This window comes from Nocardioides antri, assembly GCF_008373765.1.
Lineage (GTDB): Bacteria > Actinomycetota > Actinomycetes > Propionibacteriales > Nocardioidaceae > Nocardioides > Nocardioides antri.
This window is the reverse complement of record NZ_VUJW01000011.1, coordinates 209982-227020: the sequence shown is the minus strand read 5'-3', so window position 1 is coordinate 227020 and position 17039 is coordinate 209982. Positions and strand designations below refer to the sequence as shown.

General features: G+C 71.3%; 19 protein-coding genes. 12 read left to right on the top strand and 7 right to left on the bottom strand.

The genetic code is table 11. From position 1 onward, the window contains the following. Nucleotides 1–6: 6 nt before the first annotated feature. The 4 genes from F0U47_RS18385 to F0U47_RS18370 all read right to left on the bottom strand — a co-directional run bounded on the left by F0U47_RS18385 (nucleotide 7) and on the right by F0U47_RS18370 (nucleotide 4197). Nucleotides 7–537, bottom strand: coding sequence for a DUF1003 domain-containing protein (locus F0U47_RS18385; protein WP_149751935.1), 531 nt, complete (start codon nucleotides 535–537; stop codon nucleotides 7–9). Further along, nucleotides 530–1786, bottom strand: coding sequence for a magnesium transporter MgtE N-terminal domain-containing protein (locus F0U47_RS18380; protein ID WP_149751934.1), 1257 nt, complete (start codon nucleotides 1784–1786; stop codon nucleotides 530–532). The genes F0U47_RS18385 and F0U47_RS18380 overlap by 8 nt, the downstream gene beginning before the upstream one ends. 58 nt (nucleotides 1787–1844) lie before the next feature. Further along, entirely contained in the window at nucleotides 1845–3044 is a 1200-nt protein-coding gene (locus F0U47_RS18375) for an acyl-CoA dehydrogenase family protein (RefSeq protein ID WP_149751933.1), read from the bottom strand. 91 nt (nucleotides 3045–3135) lie between these two features. Next, nucleotides 3136–4197 carry a hypothetical protein gene (locus F0U47_RS18370; RefSeq protein WP_188111419.1) on the bottom strand — a complete coding sequence of 354 codons (1062 nt, stop codon included), beginning with the start codon at nucleotides 4195–4197 and terminating at the stop codon, nucleotides 3136–3138. Nucleotides 4198–4252: 55 nt separating this feature from the next. On the opposite strand from F0U47_RS18370, the gene F0U47_RS18365 reads away from it, so the two are divergent. From F0U47_RS18365 to F0U47_RS18350, 4 genes are all read left to right on the top strand, one after another. Beyond that, nucleotides 4253–5134, top strand: a complete 882-nt coding sequence (locus F0U47_RS18365; RefSeq protein ID WP_188111418.1) for a glycosyltransferase family protein — start codon at nucleotides 4253–4255, stop codon at nucleotides 5132–5134. Nucleotides 5135–5161: 27 nt separating this feature from the next. Beyond that, entirely contained in the window at nucleotides 5162–5884 is a 723-nt protein-coding gene (locus F0U47_RS18360) for a sulfotransferase (protein ID WP_188111417.1), read from the top strand. Between the two features lie 68 nt (nucleotides 5885–5952). Further along, nucleotides 5953–6135 carry a DUF5302 domain-containing protein gene (locus tag F0U47_RS18355; protein ID WP_149751929.1) on the top strand — a complete coding sequence of 61 codons (183 nt, stop codon included), beginning with the start codon at nucleotides 5953–5955 and terminating at the stop codon, nucleotides 6133–6135. Nucleotides 6136–6158: 23 nt separating this feature from the next. Then, nucleotides 6159–7241: a MaoC family dehydratase gene (locus tag F0U47_RS18350; protein ID WP_149751928.1), complete on the top strand. Its 1083-nt coding sequence runs from the start codon at nucleotides 6159–6161 to the stop codon at nucleotides 7239–7241. Here F0U47_RS18350 and F0U47_RS18345 read toward each other — a convergent pair. Beyond that, nucleotides 7228–7734, bottom strand: a complete 507-nt coding sequence (locus F0U47_RS18345) for a DUF6174 domain-containing protein (protein ID WP_149751927.1) — start codon at nucleotides 7732–7734, stop codon at nucleotides 7228–7230. The genes F0U47_RS18350 and F0U47_RS18345 overlap by 14 nt on opposite strands. 65 nt (nucleotides 7735–7799) lie before the next feature. Between F0U47_RS18345 and F0U47_RS18340 the strand changes: the two genes are divergently transcribed. Genes F0U47_RS18340 through F0U47_RS18325 form a run of 4 tightly spaced genes read left to right on the top strand, consistent with a single transcriptional unit; the run spans nucleotide 7800 to nucleotide 10561 of the window. Beyond that, the gene (locus F0U47_RS18340) at nucleotides 7800–8384 is read left to right on the top strand and encodes a histidine phosphatase family protein (protein ID WP_149751926.1); all 585 of its coding nucleotides are present in this window, start codon (nucleotides 7800–7802) and stop codon (nucleotides 8382–8384) included. A gap of 32 nt (nucleotides 8385–8416) precedes the next feature. Continuing rightward, nucleotides 8417–9064 carry a DUF6758 family protein gene (locus F0U47_RS18335; RefSeq protein ID WP_149751925.1) on the top strand — a complete coding sequence of 216 codons (648 nt, stop codon included), beginning with the start codon at nucleotides 8417–8419 and terminating at the stop codon, nucleotides 9062–9064. A gap of 16 nt (nucleotides 9065–9080) precedes the next feature. Continuing rightward, complete coding sequence (locus tag F0U47_RS18330) at nucleotides 9081–9950, top strand: PHP domain-containing protein (RefSeq protein WP_149751924.1); 870 nt, start codon at nucleotides 9081–9083, stop codon at nucleotides 9948–9950. Continuing rightward, entirely contained in the window at nucleotides 9947–10561 is a 615-nt protein-coding gene (locus tag F0U47_RS18325) for a MarC family protein (protein ID WP_149751923.1), read from the top strand. The genes F0U47_RS18330 and F0U47_RS18325 overlap by 4 nt, the downstream gene beginning before the upstream one ends. A gap of 91 nt (nucleotides 10562–10652) precedes the next feature. Here F0U47_RS18325 and F0U47_RS18320 read toward each other — a convergent pair whose 3' ends face one another. Then, nucleotides 10653–11420 (bottom strand): SDR family NAD(P)-dependent oxidoreductase, encoded by a 768-nt coding sequence (locus F0U47_RS18320; protein ID WP_149751922.1) that lies wholly within the window; start codon nucleotides 11418–11420, stop codon nucleotides 10653–10655. Between the two features lie 61 nt (nucleotides 11421–11481). Between F0U47_RS18320 and F0U47_RS18315 the strand changes: the two genes are divergently transcribed. The 4 genes from F0U47_RS18315 to F0U47_RS18300 all read left to right on the top strand — a co-directional run bounded on the left by F0U47_RS18315 (nucleotide 11482) and on the right by F0U47_RS18300 (nucleotide 15363). Then, entirely contained in the window at nucleotides 11482–12276 is a 795-nt protein-coding gene (locus F0U47_RS18315) for a ParA family protein (RefSeq protein ID WP_149751921.1), read from the top strand. Between the two features lie 2 nt (nucleotides 12277–12278). After that, nucleotides 12279–13073, top strand: a complete 795-nt coding sequence (locus F0U47_RS18310) for a L,D-transpeptidase (protein WP_149751920.1) — start codon at nucleotides 12279–12281, stop codon at nucleotides 13071–13073. Nucleotides 13074–13147: 74 nt separating this feature from the next. After that, a complete protein-coding gene (locus tag F0U47_RS18305; protein WP_149751919.1) occupies nucleotides 13148–14437 on the top strand; it encodes an MFS transporter in 1290 nt (429 codons plus the stop codon). 2 nt (nucleotides 14438–14439) lie between these two features. After that, nucleotides 14440–15363: a phosphotransferase family protein gene (locus tag F0U47_RS18300; RefSeq protein WP_149751918.1), complete on the top strand. Its 924-nt coding sequence runs from the start codon at nucleotides 14440–14442 to the stop codon at nucleotides 15361–15363. 6 nt (nucleotides 15364–15369) lie between these two features. Here F0U47_RS18300 and F0U47_RS18295 read toward each other — a convergent pair whose 3' ends face one another. After that, nucleotides 15370–16926 (bottom strand): DEAD/DEAH box helicase, encoded by a 1557-nt coding sequence (locus F0U47_RS18295; protein ID WP_149751917.1) that lies wholly within the window; start codon nucleotides 16924–16926, stop codon nucleotides 15370–15372. Nucleotides 16927–17039 lie beyond the last annotated feature (113 nt).

Genomic DNA, 17039 nt, shown 5'->3' with positions numbered 1-17039 from the left:
GGTCCGTTACTCGCGGCCTCCGTGAGACGCCCCACCCTCGTCGCGGTCCTCACGCTCCTCGAGCTCGGACAGCAACGAGCGGAGCTCCGAGCGCAGGTAGTCGCGGGTCGCGACCTCGCCCATGGCCATCCGCAGCGACGCCACCTCCCGCGCCAGGAACTCCATGTCGGCGTGCGCCCGGGTCGCGGCGTCCCGGTCCTGGGCGGCGAGGACGCGGTCCCGGTCCTCCTGGCGGTTCTGAGCGAGCAGGATCAGAGGGGCGGCGTACGACGCCTGCAGGCTCAGCATGAGGGTGAGGAAGATCAGCGGGTACTCGTCGAAGCGGAGCTCCTCGGGCCCGAGGAGGGTGTTCCACAGCACCCACGCCACGACGAACAGGCTCATCCAGAGCAGGAACTTCGCGGTCCCCATGAACCGCGCGAACCGCTCGGCGAAGATGCCGACGGCGTCGGTGTCGTAGGCCGGCCGCCGCACCAGGTGGCGGCGGACCGCGCGCGGGGTGTCGAGCCGGTCCCCGGTCCGGCGCGGGTCAGCCACGACGCTCCCTCGAGCTCGCGGCACGCTCGCGCCAGTTCTCGGGGAGCATGTGGTCGAGGAGGTCGTCCACGGAGATGGCGCCGAGGAGACGACGATCCTCGTCGACCACGGGGGCGGAGACCAGGTTGTAGGTCGCCAGGTGGGCGGCGACCTCGTCGATCGTCGCATCGGGCCGGAGCACCTCGAGCTCGTCGTCGAGCGCGCCGGCGACGAGCGTCGACGGAGGCTCGCGCAGCAGCCGCTGGATGTGGGCGACGCCCAGCAGCTTGCCCGTGGGGCACTCGAGCGGCTGCCGGCAGACGTAGACGAGCGAGGCCAGCGCCGGGGTGAGCTCCGGGTTGCGGACGTGGGCGAGGGCGTCGGCGATGGTGGCGTCGGGGCCGAGGATCACCGGCTCGGGGGTCATCATGCCGCCAGCGGTGTTCTCGACGTACTTCATCAGCCGCCGGACGTCCTCGGCCTCCTCCGGCTCCATCAGCTGCAGCAGGACCTCGGCGGTCTCGGGCGGCAGGTCGGCGATGAGGTCGGCCGCGTCGTCGGCCGACATCTCCTCGAGCACGTCGGCCGCGCGCTCGGAGTCGAGCCGTTCGAGGATGCCGACCTGGTCCTCCTCGGGCAGCTCCTCGAGCACGTCGGCGAGACGCTCGTCGTCGAGCGCCATCGCGACCGCCGTACGCCGCTCGACGGGCAGGTCGTGGAGCATGCTGGCCGCGTCGGCCGGCCGCATCTCGTTGATCGCGGCGACCAGGTGGGTCGCTCCCTGCCGGTCGTCGGCCCGTGAGAGCCCGACGACGTCGTTCCACTCGACGACGTGGGTCTGGCCCCGGCGGCGCAGCCTCTTGCCCGCCTCGCGGATGGCGACCCGGCTGAGCACCCAGTCGCGCGTGCGGGACCGCTCCATGGCGACGTCGTAGACGGTGCCGGTGACGCCGCTGCTCTTGACGGAGACGGTGCGGTCGAGCATCTGGCCGATGACGAGGGTCTCGGTCGAGCGCTGCTCGAACCGCCGCATGTTCAGCAGGCCGGTCGTGTAGACCTGGCCGCTGTCGATCGTGGTCACCCGGGTCATCGGCAGGAACACCCGCCGCCGGCCGAACACCTCGGCCACCATGCCCAGCACCCGTGGCTGCGCGCCCTCCGCCCGCATGGTCACGACGAGGTCCCGGACCTTGCCGACCTGCTCGCCCTGGGGGTCGAAGATCGGCAGACCCACCAGCCGGGCGGCATAGACACGGGCGGGAGTGCTCACGGGTCGAGGTTATCGGGCGAAGTGCCCGAATCCCCGAAGGCCAGCGGCCGGGGGACGGTCAGCCCTTGAGCTTGTAGTCCTCGAGCATGGCCCGGCCGATGATCATCTTCTGGATGTCGGTGGTGCCCTCGCCGATGAGCATGAACGCGACCTCGCGGTAGAGGCGCTCGATCTCGTACTCCTTGGAGTAGCCGTAGCCGCCGTGGATGCGGAAGGAGGCCTCGACGACCTCGTGGGCGTACTCGGAGGCGACCATCTTGGCCATGCCGGCCTCGACGTCCATCCGCTGGCCGCTGTCCTTCATCCGGGCGGCCTTGACCATCATCGTGTGGGCGACCTCGACCTTGGTCGCCATCTCGGCGATGCGGAACAGGATCGCCTGGTGGGCGGCGATCGGCTTGCCGAAGGTCTGGCGCTGCTGGGCGTAGGCGACACCGAGCTCGAAGCCCCGCCAGGCCAGGCCGCAGGCGCGGGCGGCGACGTTGACGCGGCCGACCTCGACGCCGTCCATCATCTGGTAGAAGCCCTTGCCGGGCTCGCCGCCGAGGACCTGGTCGGCGCGGACCACGTGGCCCTCGAGGACCATCTCGGTGGTCTCGACGCCCTTGTAGCCCATCTTGTCGATCTTGCCCGGGATGGTGAGGCCCGGAGCGGTCTCGCCGAACCCGGCCTCCTTCTCGATGAGGAAGGTCGTCATGTTCTTGTAGACCGACTCGGCGCCCTCGTCGGTCTTGCACAAGGTGGCGACCAGCCGCGACTCCGCGCCGTTGGTCAGCCACATCTTCGACCCGGTGATCGCATACGAGCCGTCCTCCTGCTTGACCGCCTTGGTCGAGACGGCCGACACGTCGGAGCCGAGGCCGGGCTCGGACATCGAGAACGCACCGCGCATCTCGCCGGTGGCCATCTGGGGCAGGTACTTCTGCTTCTGCTCCTCGGTGCCGTGCTGCATCACCATGTAGGCCACGATGAAGTGGGTGTTGATGACGCCGGAGACGCTCATCCAGCCGCGGGCGATCTCCTCCACGCACAGGGCGTAGGTGAGCAGCGACTCGCCGAGGCCGCCGTACTCCTCGGGGATCATCAGGCCGAAGACGCCGAGCTCCTTGAGGCCCTCGACGATCTCGGTCGGGTAGGTGTCGGAGTGCTCGAGCTCCTGGGCGACGGGGATGATCTGCTCGTCGACGAACACCCGGACGGCCTTGAGGATCTCGGTCTGGTCCTCGGTCAGGCCGTCGGTCTCACACAGGCGCGGCATCGGTTCCTCTTTCGCTCCGGCGGGCTGGTCAATCCATCCGACTCTACCGGCGAGTAGCCGGTGCGGTCGCCACGGGATCCGATGCGAGACGTCAGTCGCGCCGTCGCCGCGGCGCGCGAGCGGCGTAGTTGGCCAGCGCTGTGATGGACGCCTCAGCGACGGCGGCTTCGTCGTACGACGGAAGAGGGCTGGCGCTGTCGTCATCCGGGACCAGCGCGGCGAGATCGCCGTGGACCGGGTAGCCCCGCTCACGGATGGTGGCCACGGTGCGCTGCGCGAGGTCCTGCACCCAGCCGAGGTGCTCGGGCGGGAGGGTCAGCTTCGGGCTGGCGCTGCGGGCGAGGACGCCGTTCGCGAAGGGGTAGCGGACCGCCTCTGTGTAGTCGCGCTTGTAGTCGGGAAGGCGGTCGCCCAGCGCGGCGTTGACGCGGCGGAACACCTCGGACTCGACGACGCCGAACGACGCGTTGACCGATCCCCGCGGCCGGGTGACGGACGCGGCGTCGAACCCGACGACCTCGCCCATCAGGTTGAAGACCCCCTCCGGGTCCTGGGAGTACGACGGCACGACGATCACGTGCATGCGAGACGGGTCGACCGCCCGGCCCCAGCGGTCGAGGATGTCGACCGGGTCCTGCCGGCGCCAGAACTGGTCGGCCCACGCGCCGCGCCGCTCGCGCACGTCGTCGAGAAAGGTGAGGTAGCTGTCGGCCAGGCGGTGCTTGAGGAACTGCTGGTAGTCCGAGGGAAGCTGCTGGGCCCAGTCGCGGACGGTCAGCACGACGTGGAGGTCGACGCCGGCCTCGTCCGCCAGTGCCGCGACGGCGTCGACGTCCTCGGGCCGGACCTCGGCCAGGTCCTCGTTGCTGACCAGCAGCACGTCGCCGGGGGTGTCCCGGATCGTGCCGGGCACGTTCCGCAGCGCCTTGGCGCGGTGCTCCCCGGCGAAACCGGCGACCGGCCGCCAGCCCAGCGGGCGCAGCAGCCCGGCGATGTGGGCGGGACGCCCGACGTACGGCAGCCCGACGCCGTCGGCCGCCAGCGCGTCCACCGACATCCACAGCCCCGCCTGCAGCGACGAGGTGCCAGTCTTGCTGCAGCCCACGTGCAGCCAGAGTGGGCGGCGTCCGGTGGCGTCCGGTTGGTCGGTCACGGCCGCTAGCGTGCCAGACTCTCGGCGGCAGAAGAGTGGACGGAGGGGAGTCGGGATGTCCGAGCGGCCGGAGGTCGCCGTGATCACCATGGCGCGCGACGAGGGCGACCTGCTCCCGTTGTGGGTGTCGCACTACGCGCGCCACGTCGGCATGGACAACCTGGTCGTGCTCGACGACAACTCGGTCGACGGTTCGACGGACGACCTCGGCTGCACCGTGCACCGGGTGCCGCCGCTCAAGGGCGGGCTCGACTTCGAGCCGGTCCGGATGCGCCTGATGAACGGACTGGCCGGCGGGCTGCTCGCGGTCTACGACTACGTGGTGTTCGTCGACGTCGACGAGTTCCTGGTCACCGACCCGGCCGTCTACCCGACCCTGCCCGACCTGCTCGAGGACCGCGGGCGCCCCGAGGCCCTGGGGGCGATGGGGCTCAACGTGGTCCACGTCCCGAGCGCGGAGCCGGAGCCGCTGGACCTCGGCCGGCCGCTGCTGGAGCAGCGCCGGTTCGCCAAGTTCACGCCGCTCATGTGCAAGCCCTCCGTGAAGCGGATCAACGCCGGATGGGCCGTCTCGTCGCACGGCCTGAAGGCGCCGTACACCATCGATCCCGAGCTCTTCATGCTCCACCTCAAGTTCGCCGACCGGGACCGCCTCGCCGAGGTCGCCCGGCTGCGCAACGAGGTCAGCAAGACCGACGGTCGGGCAGAGGAGGCCAGCTGGGGCAAGGCGGCCGACGAGGTGCTCGCCGTCTTCGACGAGGTGGTGGCCGACGTCGACGCGGCCGCCGTCCCGGAGTTCGACCCCGCGGCCGCCGACCTCGACCAGATGGTGATCTTCCTCAACGGCCGGCACCGCACGCCGAAGCAGGGCCAGATCGCCGCACTGCGGAAGCAGCCGCTCGTGCGGATCCCGCAACGCCTGGTCGGCACCCTCTGAGCCCACCCCCTGTGGAAGGATCGATCCGTGGAGTACGTCTTCGTCGTGACCTACGGACGGTCCGGCTCGACCCTGGTGCAGGGCATGCTCAATGCGATGCCGAGGACGCTCGTCCGGGGTGAGAACGGGCTTTACGTCCAGCACCTGTTCCGGGCGTGGCAGGCCGCCGACGACATCCGGCAGAAGCGGAAGGGACCGTCCGCGGGCCGTCCGACCAACGCCTTCTTCGGCATCAACTCACTGACTCGGGGGCGGTTCGTCCGCAACGCACGCCGCCTGCTCGTCGGCGGCATCCTCGGTCGGCAGGACGAGAAGGACGTCGACCGGATCGGCTTCAAGGAGGTCGACTGGCACCAGATCACGCCCGAGGAGACCGAGCCCTTCTTCGCGTGGCTGGAGGACGTGTGTCCCGGCGCGAAGTACATCCTCAACACCCGCGACGTCGAGCAGGTCCTCGGATCCGGCTTCTGGCAGCGGCAGGACGCCGACACGGCGATGGCCGCGATCAAGCGGGTGATCGAGATCCAGGACCACCTCCGCGCGACCCGTCCCGACCGGGTGCACGAGACCCGCTACGAGGTCATCACCGGCGAGGACCGGGCGGCGTCGGACGCGGCGCTCACCGCCCTGGCGGAGTTCGTCGTCGGCCGGTGCGACCCGCCCCTGCTGGAGACCCTCCGCGGCACCCTCGCGGTCGGCCACGGGCCGAACCCGTTCGGCAAGAGCCGCCGCGACAAGAAGGGCGCTTAATCGCTGGCCGTCCCTTGGGGTGCGTGTCAGGGTTGACTGACCCCCCGATGCGACGCGAGGAGACCAGCATGGCTGAGCAGGACCCCAACGAGGACCTCAAGGCGAAGATGCGGGCCGCGCTCGACCGCAAGAACAACCGTGAGAAGGGCGTCCACGCCGACGGTCCGGTCCCGGAGAAGGCACACGGCTCGGAGGTCGTCGGCGGCGCCCCGAAGATGCACCGTCGCAAGGCCGGCGGCGGAGGTTCGTAGCTCACCCGGCAGAATGGCCGCCCGTGAGCGCGACTGTCTCCAAGACCAACCCGGGCAACTTCTTCGAGGACTTCACCGTCGGCCAGGTGATCGAGCACGCGACGCCGCGCACGGTCACCGAGGGTGATCGGGCGCTGTACGGCGCTCTCTACCCGACCAGGTTCGCGGTCCCGTCGTCCGCGGCGTTCGCGGCGTCGGTCGGGCTCGACCCGCACCCGGTCGAGGACCTGATCGCGTTCCACATCGCCTTCGGCAAGACCGTCCCCGACATCTCGCTCAACGCCGTGGCGAACCTCGGCTACGCCGAGCTGCGCTTCCACCGCCCGGTGCTCCCGGGCGACACCCTGTCGACGAGGTCCGAGGTCATCGGCCTCAAGCAGAACTCCAACGGCAGGTCCGGTGTCGTCTACGTCCGCTCGACCGCGTCCAACCAGCGCGACGAGGTCGCACTCGACTGGTGCCGGTGGGTGATGGTCCACAAGCGCGACGTGGATGCGGCGGCTCCCGAGACCGTGCTGCCCGACCTCAAGAAGGCGCTGGCGGCCGAGGACCTGGTCGTGCCGGACGGGCTCGACTTCTCGTCGTACGACTTCACTGCCGCGGGCGAGCCGCACCGCTTCGACGACTACGCGGTCGGCGAGAAGATCGACCACGTCGACGGCGTCACGTTCAGCGACGCCGAGCACATGATGGCGACCCGCCTGTGGCAGAACACCGCGAAGGTGCACTTCAACACCGAGGCGCGCCCCGACGGCAACCGGCTGATCTACGGCGGCCACGTGATCTCGATGGCGCGGGCGCTGTCGTTCAACGGCCTCGCCAACGCCCAGCTGATCGCCGCGATCAACGGCGGCTCGCACGTCGCCCCGGCGTTCGCGGGGGACACGGTCTACGCCTGGTCGGAGGTCCTCGACAAGGCCGAACTCTCGGGGCTCTCGGGGGCCGGCGACAGCATCGGCGCCCTGCGGCTGCGGCTGGTCGCGACCAAGGGCCGTGACGAGTCGATGACGCTGCGCAACGACGACCCTTCGACAAGCTCAGGGACCGGGGGCTATCAGGACGGCGTGCTGCTCGACCTCGACTACTGGGCGCTCATCCCTCGTTGATCCGGACGTTGCGGACGATGTAGGTGATCTCGTCGTCCGTGGCCATCTCGACCTTGTCGACGGCGACGCGGCTGGGCCACTCCTGGCCTTCCGGCCAGTCGACCTCGACGTCCGCTGCGTCGGTGTCGTTGGCCTGCGCGATCACGTCGTTGATGGTGATCCAGAGGTACTCCGGCGCCTCGCTGCCCTTCTTCAGGCCCTGGCCGCCCCTCGCGATGACCGCGGACGTCACCTCACCGTCCTCGACGGTGACCTCGACCGGGTTGGTGAGGGGGCAGAAGCAGATCTGCTCGAGGATGTAGGTGTAGCTCTCGGCGTCGAGCTCGGGGTAGGTGCCGACCGTCGGCTCGTCGGTCGGGTCGCTGGACTCGGTGGTGGCCGGAGGAGCGGAGGCCGGGTCCTCGGCCGTGGCGCCGTCGTCGTCGCCGCCGCTGCAGCCGGCGAGGGTGGTGAGCGAAAGGGCCGCGACGGCAGCGCTGAGCAGGATCTTCATGGTGGTACGACGGTAGCGGCGGACGTCCGGTTCCTGCGGGCAGCGCGCCTGGCAGGCTGTGCCCCATGACGGCTGAGCCCGACCCCGCGGAGCCGACCGAGCTGTGGCTGGTCCGGCACGGCGCGACGGAGTGGAGCAGTGCCGGGCGGCACACGTCCGTCACCGACCTGCCGCTGCTCCCCGACGGCGAGGAGACGGCGGTCGCCCTGGGCTCCCGTCTGGCCGGCGTGGACTTCCGGCTGGTCCTGACCAGCCCGCGCAGACGGGCCCGCCACACCGCCGAGCTGGCCGGCTTCTCCGACGCTGAGGTGACCGACGACCTCGTCGAGTGGGGGTACGGCGACTACGAGGGCCTGACCACGCTCCAGATCCGCGAGTCCGTCCCGGGGTGGACGATCTGGAGCCACCCCTCGCCGAACGGCGAGACCGGCGCGGACGTGGCGGCGCGGCTCGACCGGGTGGTGGCGCGGGTCCGCGCGACCGGCGGTCGCGCGCTCGCCTTCGCCCACGGCCACTCGCTGCGGGTGCTGGCCGCCCGGTGGCTCGGCCTCCCGCCCGAGGACGGCCGGCTGCTGCGGCTCGACACCGCGACCCTGTCGGTGCTCGGCTACGAGCGCGAGACACCGGTCGTGCTGCGCTGGAACGCTTGACGATCGCGCCGTCGCGCAGCACGGTGTGACGCATGTCCCTGCGCGTCGGCTGTCCTCACTGCCCGGCGCCGGTGGGGGAGACCGGCAAGGGGGGCTGGTCCTGCCCCGAGCACGGCGAGATCGTGCCGCTCTGGCGCCCGGACACGGCGTCGTACGAAGAGTTCGTGGGCCACCTGGGCCGCGCCGGTGCCTTCCCGACCTACCTGCCGTGGCCGCTCGGCCCGGGTTGGAGCGTGACCGACTTCGCAGTCGCCGGCGAGCAGGAGCGGGAGGCCCGGGCGACGATGACCTGCGTCTCCGGCACGAGTGCGCTCGACGGGCCGGTCGACGTACTCGTGATCAGTGAGGAGCCCGGCACCGGGCTCGGCGCGCGGATCGCGGGGCTCGGGCGGACCGGACGCGTCGACCCGGGCGAGGAGGTCGGCGAAGGACCGCCGACGATCAAGGTGCGGATCGGCAGCTTCCCCGTCGGCCTGTGGCCGGTGTCGGTGAGCGCGTCCGACGGTGAGTGGGACCGTTCCGTGGTGGTCGGGGAGGCCGAGGGCCGCTGGCTGTGGATCGTCCTGCGTCCGGCGTCGGCGATCCTGCTGCTGCGCGACGACTGGATCCTGCGTGACGTCTCCGAGACCGGCCCGCAGCTGGTCGCGCTGCCGTTCGGCGGCCCTGCGCCGCCCTGGTGACCACTAACCTGCACTGGTGCGGATCGACCTCCATACCCACTCCCGGGTCAGCGACGGCACCCAGACGCCGGCGGACCTGGTCCGCGCGGCCGCTGCGGCCGGCCTGGACGTCGTCGGGCTCACGGACCACGACATCACCGCGGGCTGGGACGAGGCGGCGGCGACGGCCGAGGAGGAAGGGATCGCGCTCGTGCGGGGGATCGAGGTGAGCACCCGGTTCCGCGGTTCGGGCGTGCACCTGCTCGCCTACCTGCCCGACCCGGCCGACCCGACGCTGGTCGACGAGCTGGCGCGGATCCTGGAGGGCAGGGACGACCGGATCCCGGCGATGCTCGCCCGGTTGCGTGCGCTCGGGTTCGCCGGTGCCACGGAGGAGGCGCTGGCGGAGGTGACGGTGAACGCCGGTGCCACCGGCCGGCCGCACGTCGCCGACCTCCTCGTGCGACTCGGTGTCGTGGCCGACCGGGACCAGGCGTTCGACCGGTACCTCGCCCAGGGCAGGCCGGCGTACGTCGATCGCTACGCCGCCGACCTCGTGCGGATGATCGACCTCGTCACCGCGGCCGGCGGGGTGCCGGTCGTCGCCCACCCGTGGGGTCGCGGGAGCGCGGACGTGCTGGACGAGGCAGCGTTCGCGCTGCTCGCCGAGGCGGGGCTGTTCGGGATCGAGGTCGACCACCTCGACCACGACGCAGAGCAGCGTGTCCGGCTGCGCGGGATCGCCGACACGCTCGGCCTGGTCGTCACCGGCTCCAGCGACCACCACGGCACCGGCAAGGTCGACCACGACCTCGGCGTCGAGACGACGGCGCCGGACCAGCTGGAGCGGATCCTCGCCCGGGCCGCCGAGCTCGGCTCCCCGACGACCCTGGTGGGTGCGGCATGAGCGTCATCGACGGGGTGCTCCTGGTCGAGGTCTTCGTGACGCTCTTCGTGATCATGGACCCGGTCGGCACGGTGCCGATCTTCCTGACGCTCACCAGCGGGCGCAGCCCGGCGACGTCGAAGCGCTACGCCTGGCAGGCGGTGGGCGTCTCGTTCCTGGTGATCACGGCCTTCGCGTTCTTCGGGCAGCAGATCCTCAACTACCTGCACATCTCGCTGCCCGCCCTGCAGTGCGCCGGCGGGCTCCTGCTGCTGCTGGTCGCCCTCGAGCTCCTCACCGGCAACGAGAGCGAGCCGAAGGCCAACCAGGACGCCAACGTCGCGCTCGTGCCCCTCGGTACACCGCTCCTGGCCGGCCCCGGTGCGATCGTCGCGACGATGCTCTTCGTCGAGGAGATCGACAGCGGGCCCGAGCTCACCGCCGTCGCGCTCGGCATCATCGGCGTCCACGTCTCCCTGTGGATCGCGATGCGCTACTCACTGCCGATCCTCAAGGTGATCCGCGAGGGCGGTGTCCTGCTCGTGACCCGGATCGCCGGCCTCCTCCTGTCGGCGATCGCGGTCCAGCTGGTCGCTGACGCCGTCCGCGCATTCATCGCCGGCGAGGGTTGATTCGGGGGTCGTGGTGCCTTGAGTCGGGAGCTGTGGTGGCCGGTCGCCCACCACAACTCCCGACTCGACCCACCACAGGTCCCGATTCGACCTACTTGCGGCCCCAGGACTGGTAGCGCTGCAGGATCGTCCGGGGGACCAGGCGGGTGGCGGTGACGATCGCCTTGTAGCGCTTGCTGGGGATGGACATCGGTCGGCGCTTGTCGAAGTCGGCGAGGGCGTCGCGGACCAGCCGGTCCGGCTCGAGCCACAGGATCCGGGGTGCGGTGGAGTCACGGTCGACGCCGAGGCGCTGGTGGAACTCGGTCTTCACGAATCCCGGGCACAGCGCCATCACGGTGACGCCGCGGTCGGCGTACTCGCTGTGCGCCCAGGCGCTGAAGCTGTTGACCCACGCCTTCGCGGCGCTGTAGGTGCCGCGGGGGAGGAAGGCGGCGACGCTCGAGACGTTGATGACGCCGCCGCCGACACCGCCGCGCTCGACCATGCCCCCCAGGGCGGCATGGCTCAGCCGCAGCACGGCCCGGACGAGCACGTCCTGCTGCCGCTGCTCGGTCTCGACGTCGTTGTCGAGGAAGCTGCCCTTCAGCCCGAACCCCGCGTTGTTGACGAGCAGGTCCACCGGCCGCTCGGCGTCGGCGAGCCGGACCTCGACCGTGCGGAGCTGGTCCGGGTCGGTGAGGTCGGCGGGGAGGACCTCGGTCGCGACGCCGTACGACGCCCGCAGGTCGGCCGCGACCTCCTCGAGCCGTGCGGTGTCCCGGGCGACAAGGACCAGGTCGTCGCCGCGAGCGGCCAGCTGGCGGGCGAACTCCAGGCCGATGCCCGCTGTTGCTCCGGTGACAAGAGAGGTCGACATGCGGAAAGTGAAACAGGTCGGTAGCACAACGGCACGGCGGTGTCCGGCATGATGTCCCTCGATGAGCACAAGGGCCCCCCACCCCACCGTCCTCGCTGTCGCCAACCAGAAGGGTGGCGTCGCGAAGACCACGAGCGTCGCCTCGATCGGCGCCGCGCTCGCCGAGCTCGGTCAGTCGGTGCTCCTCGTCGACCTCGATCCGCAGGCGTGCCTGACGTTCTCGCTCGGCATCGACCCCGAGGACCTCGAGATCTCGGTCCACCACGTGCTCACCAAGGGCATCGGCGCGGCCGAGGTGATCCTCGAGACCGACGACGGCGTCGATCTGCTGCCGGCCACGATCGAGCTGGCGCGGGCCGAGGCCGACCTGCTGACCCGCACCGGGCGCGAGCACGTCATCCGCGGCGTCATCGAGGATCTCACGGCCTCCGACGGCAAGGCCTACGACTGGATCCTGCTCGACTGCCCGCCGTCCCTCGGTGTGCTCACCGTCGCGGCGCTCACCGCGGCCGACGGGGTCCTGGTGCCGCTCCAGTGCGAGACGCTCTCGCACCGCGGCGTCGGCCAGCTGCTCGACACCGTCCACGACGTACGCCGGTTCACCAACCGCGACCTCGTCGTGTGGGGCGTGCTCCCGACGTTGTACGACGGACGCACCAACCACGCGCGGGCCGTCCTCGACACGATCTCCGATACCTACGACCTCGAGGTCGTCGAGCCGCCGATCCCGAAGACGATCAAGTTCGCCGAGGCCCCGGCCGCCGGCCGCTCCATCCTCGCGACCAGCCGCAGCAGCAAGGGCGCGCAGGCCTACCGTGAGGTCGCGGGCAACCTGATGGCACGGGCGGCCCGCTGACCGTGAAGCACGCACGTCAGCCAGGACGGCACCGGGTCCAGCACGGCCGGCGCCGAGCGGAGCCCCCGGGCAAGAGGCGTGCCGCCGTACGCCCGCGTTACGGCCGGATCGCGGTCATGACCGCGTCGGCGACCGTCACCGGCATCGCCGTGCTCGGCGGGTTCGGGCTGCTGCCGTCCGGTCCGGAGGACGCAAGTGCCGCCGCCGGCGGGATCGCGCCGGCGGCCGCCGAGGACAAGGCCGAGGACAAGAACGCCCGGCAGGGCGAGCAGCGTGCGCAGGTGCGGTCGGCGCCGGCCCCGTCGCAGGACCGGACGGTTCTCCGGTCGACGCCCGGCTCGGAGGCCGGTCGCCGTACGACACCACCGGCGACGACCGAGCCCTCGACGCCCGCCCTGCCGCCGGACTCCGGCACCGGACGCCGCGTCGTGTTCAGCGAGAGCGCCCAGCGGGTGTGGCTGGTGGCGGAGTCGGGCGAGGTCGAGCGGACCTACCTCGCGTCGGGCAGCGCCTACGACAACCTCGAGCCCGGCACCTACGCGGTCTACTCCCGGTCGCGCTACGCGGTCGGCGTCGACAACTCCGGGACGATGGAGTACTTCGCCAGGTTCACCCAGGGCGACGAGGGCGGCGCGATCGGCTTCCACACCATCCCCGTCGACGACGGTGAGCCGGTGCAGACGGTCGCCGACCTCGGCACGCCGCTCTCCCACGGCTGCATCCGGCAGCGCACCGCGGACGCCGTGGCGCTGTGGAACTTCGCGCCGATCGGCACGACGGTCGTCGTCACGCCCTGACCGGTCCGCCGGTGGCAGAAAATCGGTAGTGACGGGTCCGGTTCGGTGTCATCCTTCCGGTTTGTGATCGCACGATGAGCTGGGCGGACCGCCTGCGCGCGCTGCGGATGGACCTCACCCCGTGGCGCGCGTCGCGCGACTTCCGGCTGCTGCTCGTCGCCGGCACGGTCTTCTACTTCGGGGCGATGGTCAGCTACGTCGCGATCCCGTTCCAGATCTACACGCTGACGGGGTCCAACTTCGCCGTCGGCGCGATCGGCCTCGTCGAGCTGGTGCCGCTCGTCGTCTTCGGCCTGTACGGCGGCGCGCTGGCCGACCACGTCGACCGGCGCAGGCTCCTGGTCGGCCTCGGCATCGCACAGGCCGTCCTGACCGCGGTGCTCGCCGTCAACGCGTTCCGCGACGACCCGAGCGTGGTGCTGATCTTCGTGGTCGCCGCCTTCCTGGTGAGCACGTCGGCCATGCAGCGGCCGTCCCGGGAGGCGCTGATGCCCCGGACGGTCGCGCACGACCAGCTACCGGCGGCGAACGCGCTCTTCAGCTTCGGGATGCAGATCGGCGTGCTGGGCGGGCCGATGCTCGGTGGCCTGCTCGTCGCCTACGTCGGCATCGGCTGGTGCTTCGTCGTGGACGTGGTGGGGCTCCTGGTGGCGACGGTCCTCTACCGGCTGATGCGCCACTACCCGCACCGCGCCGAGACGACGCCGCCGAGCCTCGCGGGCATCCGCGAGGGCATGCGCTACGCGTTCGGGCGCCGGGACCTGCTCGGCACCTACCTGGTCGACATCGCCGCCATGCTGATGGCGTTGCCGGTAGTCCTCTTCCCGGCGCTGGCCCAGGAGGTGTTCGAGCGCCCCGAGCTGCTCGGGCTCCTCTACGCCGCCGAGACTGTCGGCGCCGTCGTCGCGACCCTGCTGTCGGGCTGGACCACCCGGATCCACCACCACGGCCGCGCGATCGTGATGGCCGCGGCGGCGTACGGAGGCTTCGTCGCCCTCGCCGGCCTCATGCCGTCCTTCGGGCTGGTCGTCGCCATGCTCGCGCTCTCGGGCGCCGCTGACATGATCTCGGGCATCTTCCGCAGCACGGTCTGGAGCCAGACCATCCCCGAGACGATGCGGGGCAGGCTCGCCGGCATCGAGATGCTGTCGTACTCCCTCGGGCCGCTGGGCGGCCAGGTCCGCGCCGGGATCACGGCCGACCTGTGGTCGGTGCGCGGCGCCATCACGAGCGGCGGCGCGGCGTGCGTCGGGGGCGTCGCGATCACGGCGCTGTGGCTGCGCGACTTCTGGTCGTACGACGCCCGCACCGACGAGCACGCCGTTGCCGAGCGCGCGGCCCGGGCCGCCGTCGGTGAGTCCTGACCATGGATGCCGCCCGGTGGACCGACCCGGTCTTCCTGGAGCCTGCCCGGTCCTGGATCGACGAGCAGCTGGCCGGGCTCGGGCTCGCCGTCACCGGCGAGGTCGAGCAGCCGCACGTCACGCGGTGGTCGACCGTGCTGAAGGTGCCGACCGCCACCGGTCCGGTCTGGTTCAAGGCCAACGACGGCTCGATGCGCCACGAGGCCGGCGTCACCGCCCTCCTGTCCGCCCGGCACCCAGCCAGCGTGCCGCCGCTGCTGGCGGCCGACATCGAGCGCGGCTGGATGCTCATGGCCGACGCCGGCCGCCGGCTGCGCGAGGTGCTGCCCGAGGAGGGCTCGCTCGACCGGTGGCTCGGCGTGCTCCGCACGGTCGCGGAGATCCAGCTGGCCTGTGAGGACGCGGTCGACGAGCTGCTGGAGCTCGGTGTGCCCGACCGCCGGCTCGCGACCCTGCCGGCCGCCTACGAGCGGCTCGCGCACGAGCTGGACCTCGAGCAGCGGTTCCGCGCGGCAACGCCGTACGTCCAGGACCTGTGCGAGCGGCTCGCCGGGTTCGGCATCCGCGAGACCCTCCAGCACGACGACCTCCACGACGCCCAGGTCTACGTGAAGGACGGCGTCGACCTGGTCATGGACTGGGGTGACGCCTGCATCTCCCACCCGTTCTTCACGCTGTCCGTGACGCTCGAGGGCATGATCGCCTGGGGTCTCGACGACGTCGAGGGCTCGGTCGACACCGCGCCGTTCCGCGACGCCTACCTGGCGCCGTACGCCGCGGCCTATCCGCGACTGACCCGTGCCGACCTCCTCGCCGCGGTCGACGCGGCGCTGAGGCTCGGCTGGGCCTGCCGCTTCGTCAACGGCCTGGTGCCGGGCGAGGACCCCGGTCCGCGGCTGCGGATGTTCCTGGACGGCCGCGCCTAGCCCGGGTCAGGCCTCGGTGGTCGCCGGAGCCTGCGTCGCGGAACCACCGGAACCGCCCTGGCCGCCGGAGCCGCTCGAACGGCGGCGGCGACGACGGTTGCGGTTGCCGGCCGGACGGTCGCTGCTGCCGGCAGCCTCGGACCCCGTGGCTGCGTTCTCGCCGGCGGGTCCACCCTCAGCGGGGCGGCCGCCGCGGGTGCGGGTGCGGCTGCGGTCGCGGTTCTGGGTCCGCGGGGGCCGGTCGCGCTCCTCACGCGGCTTCCGCTCGACGGGCGCGGGCGGGACGATGCGGCCCTTGGTGCCCGGCGGGATGCCCTGGTCGTGGAAGAGGTGCTCGGACGTCGAGTAGGTCTCGACCGGCTCGTCGAACGGCAGGTCCAGCGCCTTGTTGATCATCTTCCAGCGGTGGACGTCGGTCGCGTCGACCAGCGTGATCGCGATGCCCGACGCGCCGGCGCGGCCGGTGCGGCCGATCCGGTGGACGTAGGTCTTGTCGTCCTCGGGGCAGGTGTAGTTGACGACGTGGCTGACGCCCGAGACGTCGATGCCGCGGGCGGCGACGTCGGTCGCGACGAGGACCTTGATCTTGTCCTCGCGGAACTTGGTGAGCGCCTTCTCGCGCGCCACCTGCGCCATGTCGCCGTGCAGGGGGCTGGCCTTGAACCCGCGCTCGGCGAGGTCCTCGGCGATGCGCTGTGCCTGACGCTTGGTACGCGTGAAGACGATCATCTTGTCGGCGTCCACGGCCTGCAGGATGCGCCCGATGATCTCCGGCTTGTCGAGGTCGTGGGCCTGGTAGATGAACTGCGCGGTGGCCGGCACGGTCGCGTTCTCGTACGACGACTCGGCCCGGATGTTCATCGGGTGCCGCATGTGGGTGCGGGCCAGCGCCACGATCGCGGCCGGCATGGTCGCGGAGAAGAGCATCGTCTGCCGGGTCTCCGGCGTCATCTTGAGCAGCCGCTCCACGTCGGGCAGGAAGCCGAGGTCGAGCATCTCGTCGGCCTCGTCCAGCACGAGCGCGTGCACGTGGGAGAGGTCGAGCGCCTTGCGGTTGGCCAGGTCGAGCAGTCGACCCGGGGTGCCGATGACGATGTCGACACCGCGCTCCAGCGCCTCGAGCTGCGGCTCGTAGCCGACGCCGCCGTAGATGGTCAGCACACGCATGCCGCGGTCGCGGGACGCGACCTCGATGTCGCCGGACACCTGGAGCGCCAGCTCACGGGTCGGCGCGACGATCAGCGCCTGCGGCTTGCCCTGCGGGATCTCGACGTAGTCGGGGTCGGTCGGGGCGACGCTGCGCTGGATGACGGGGATGCCGAACGCCAGCGTCTTGCCGGTGCCGGTGCGGGCCTGGCCGATCAGGTCGGTGCCGAGGAGCGCGACGGAGAGGGTCATCTCCTGGATCGCGAAGGGGGTGACGATGCCGGCCCGCTCGAGCGAGTCGCAGATCTGGGGGAGGACGCCGAGGTCGCGGAACGTGGGCGTGGTCGTCTCAGGGGTGATTTCGGTGGTCAGTGGTCTGTCGCTTTCGTGAGTGAGTTCAGCCGGGGCCGATTTCATGTCGGATGCGGCTGATTCACACTCAGCCGCGCACATACGTGGGCATCACAGGTGCTGGTGCCCGGGCGGGCCGCCCGTGGTCGGGCAGCGACTCGCTGGTCACATGGTATCGG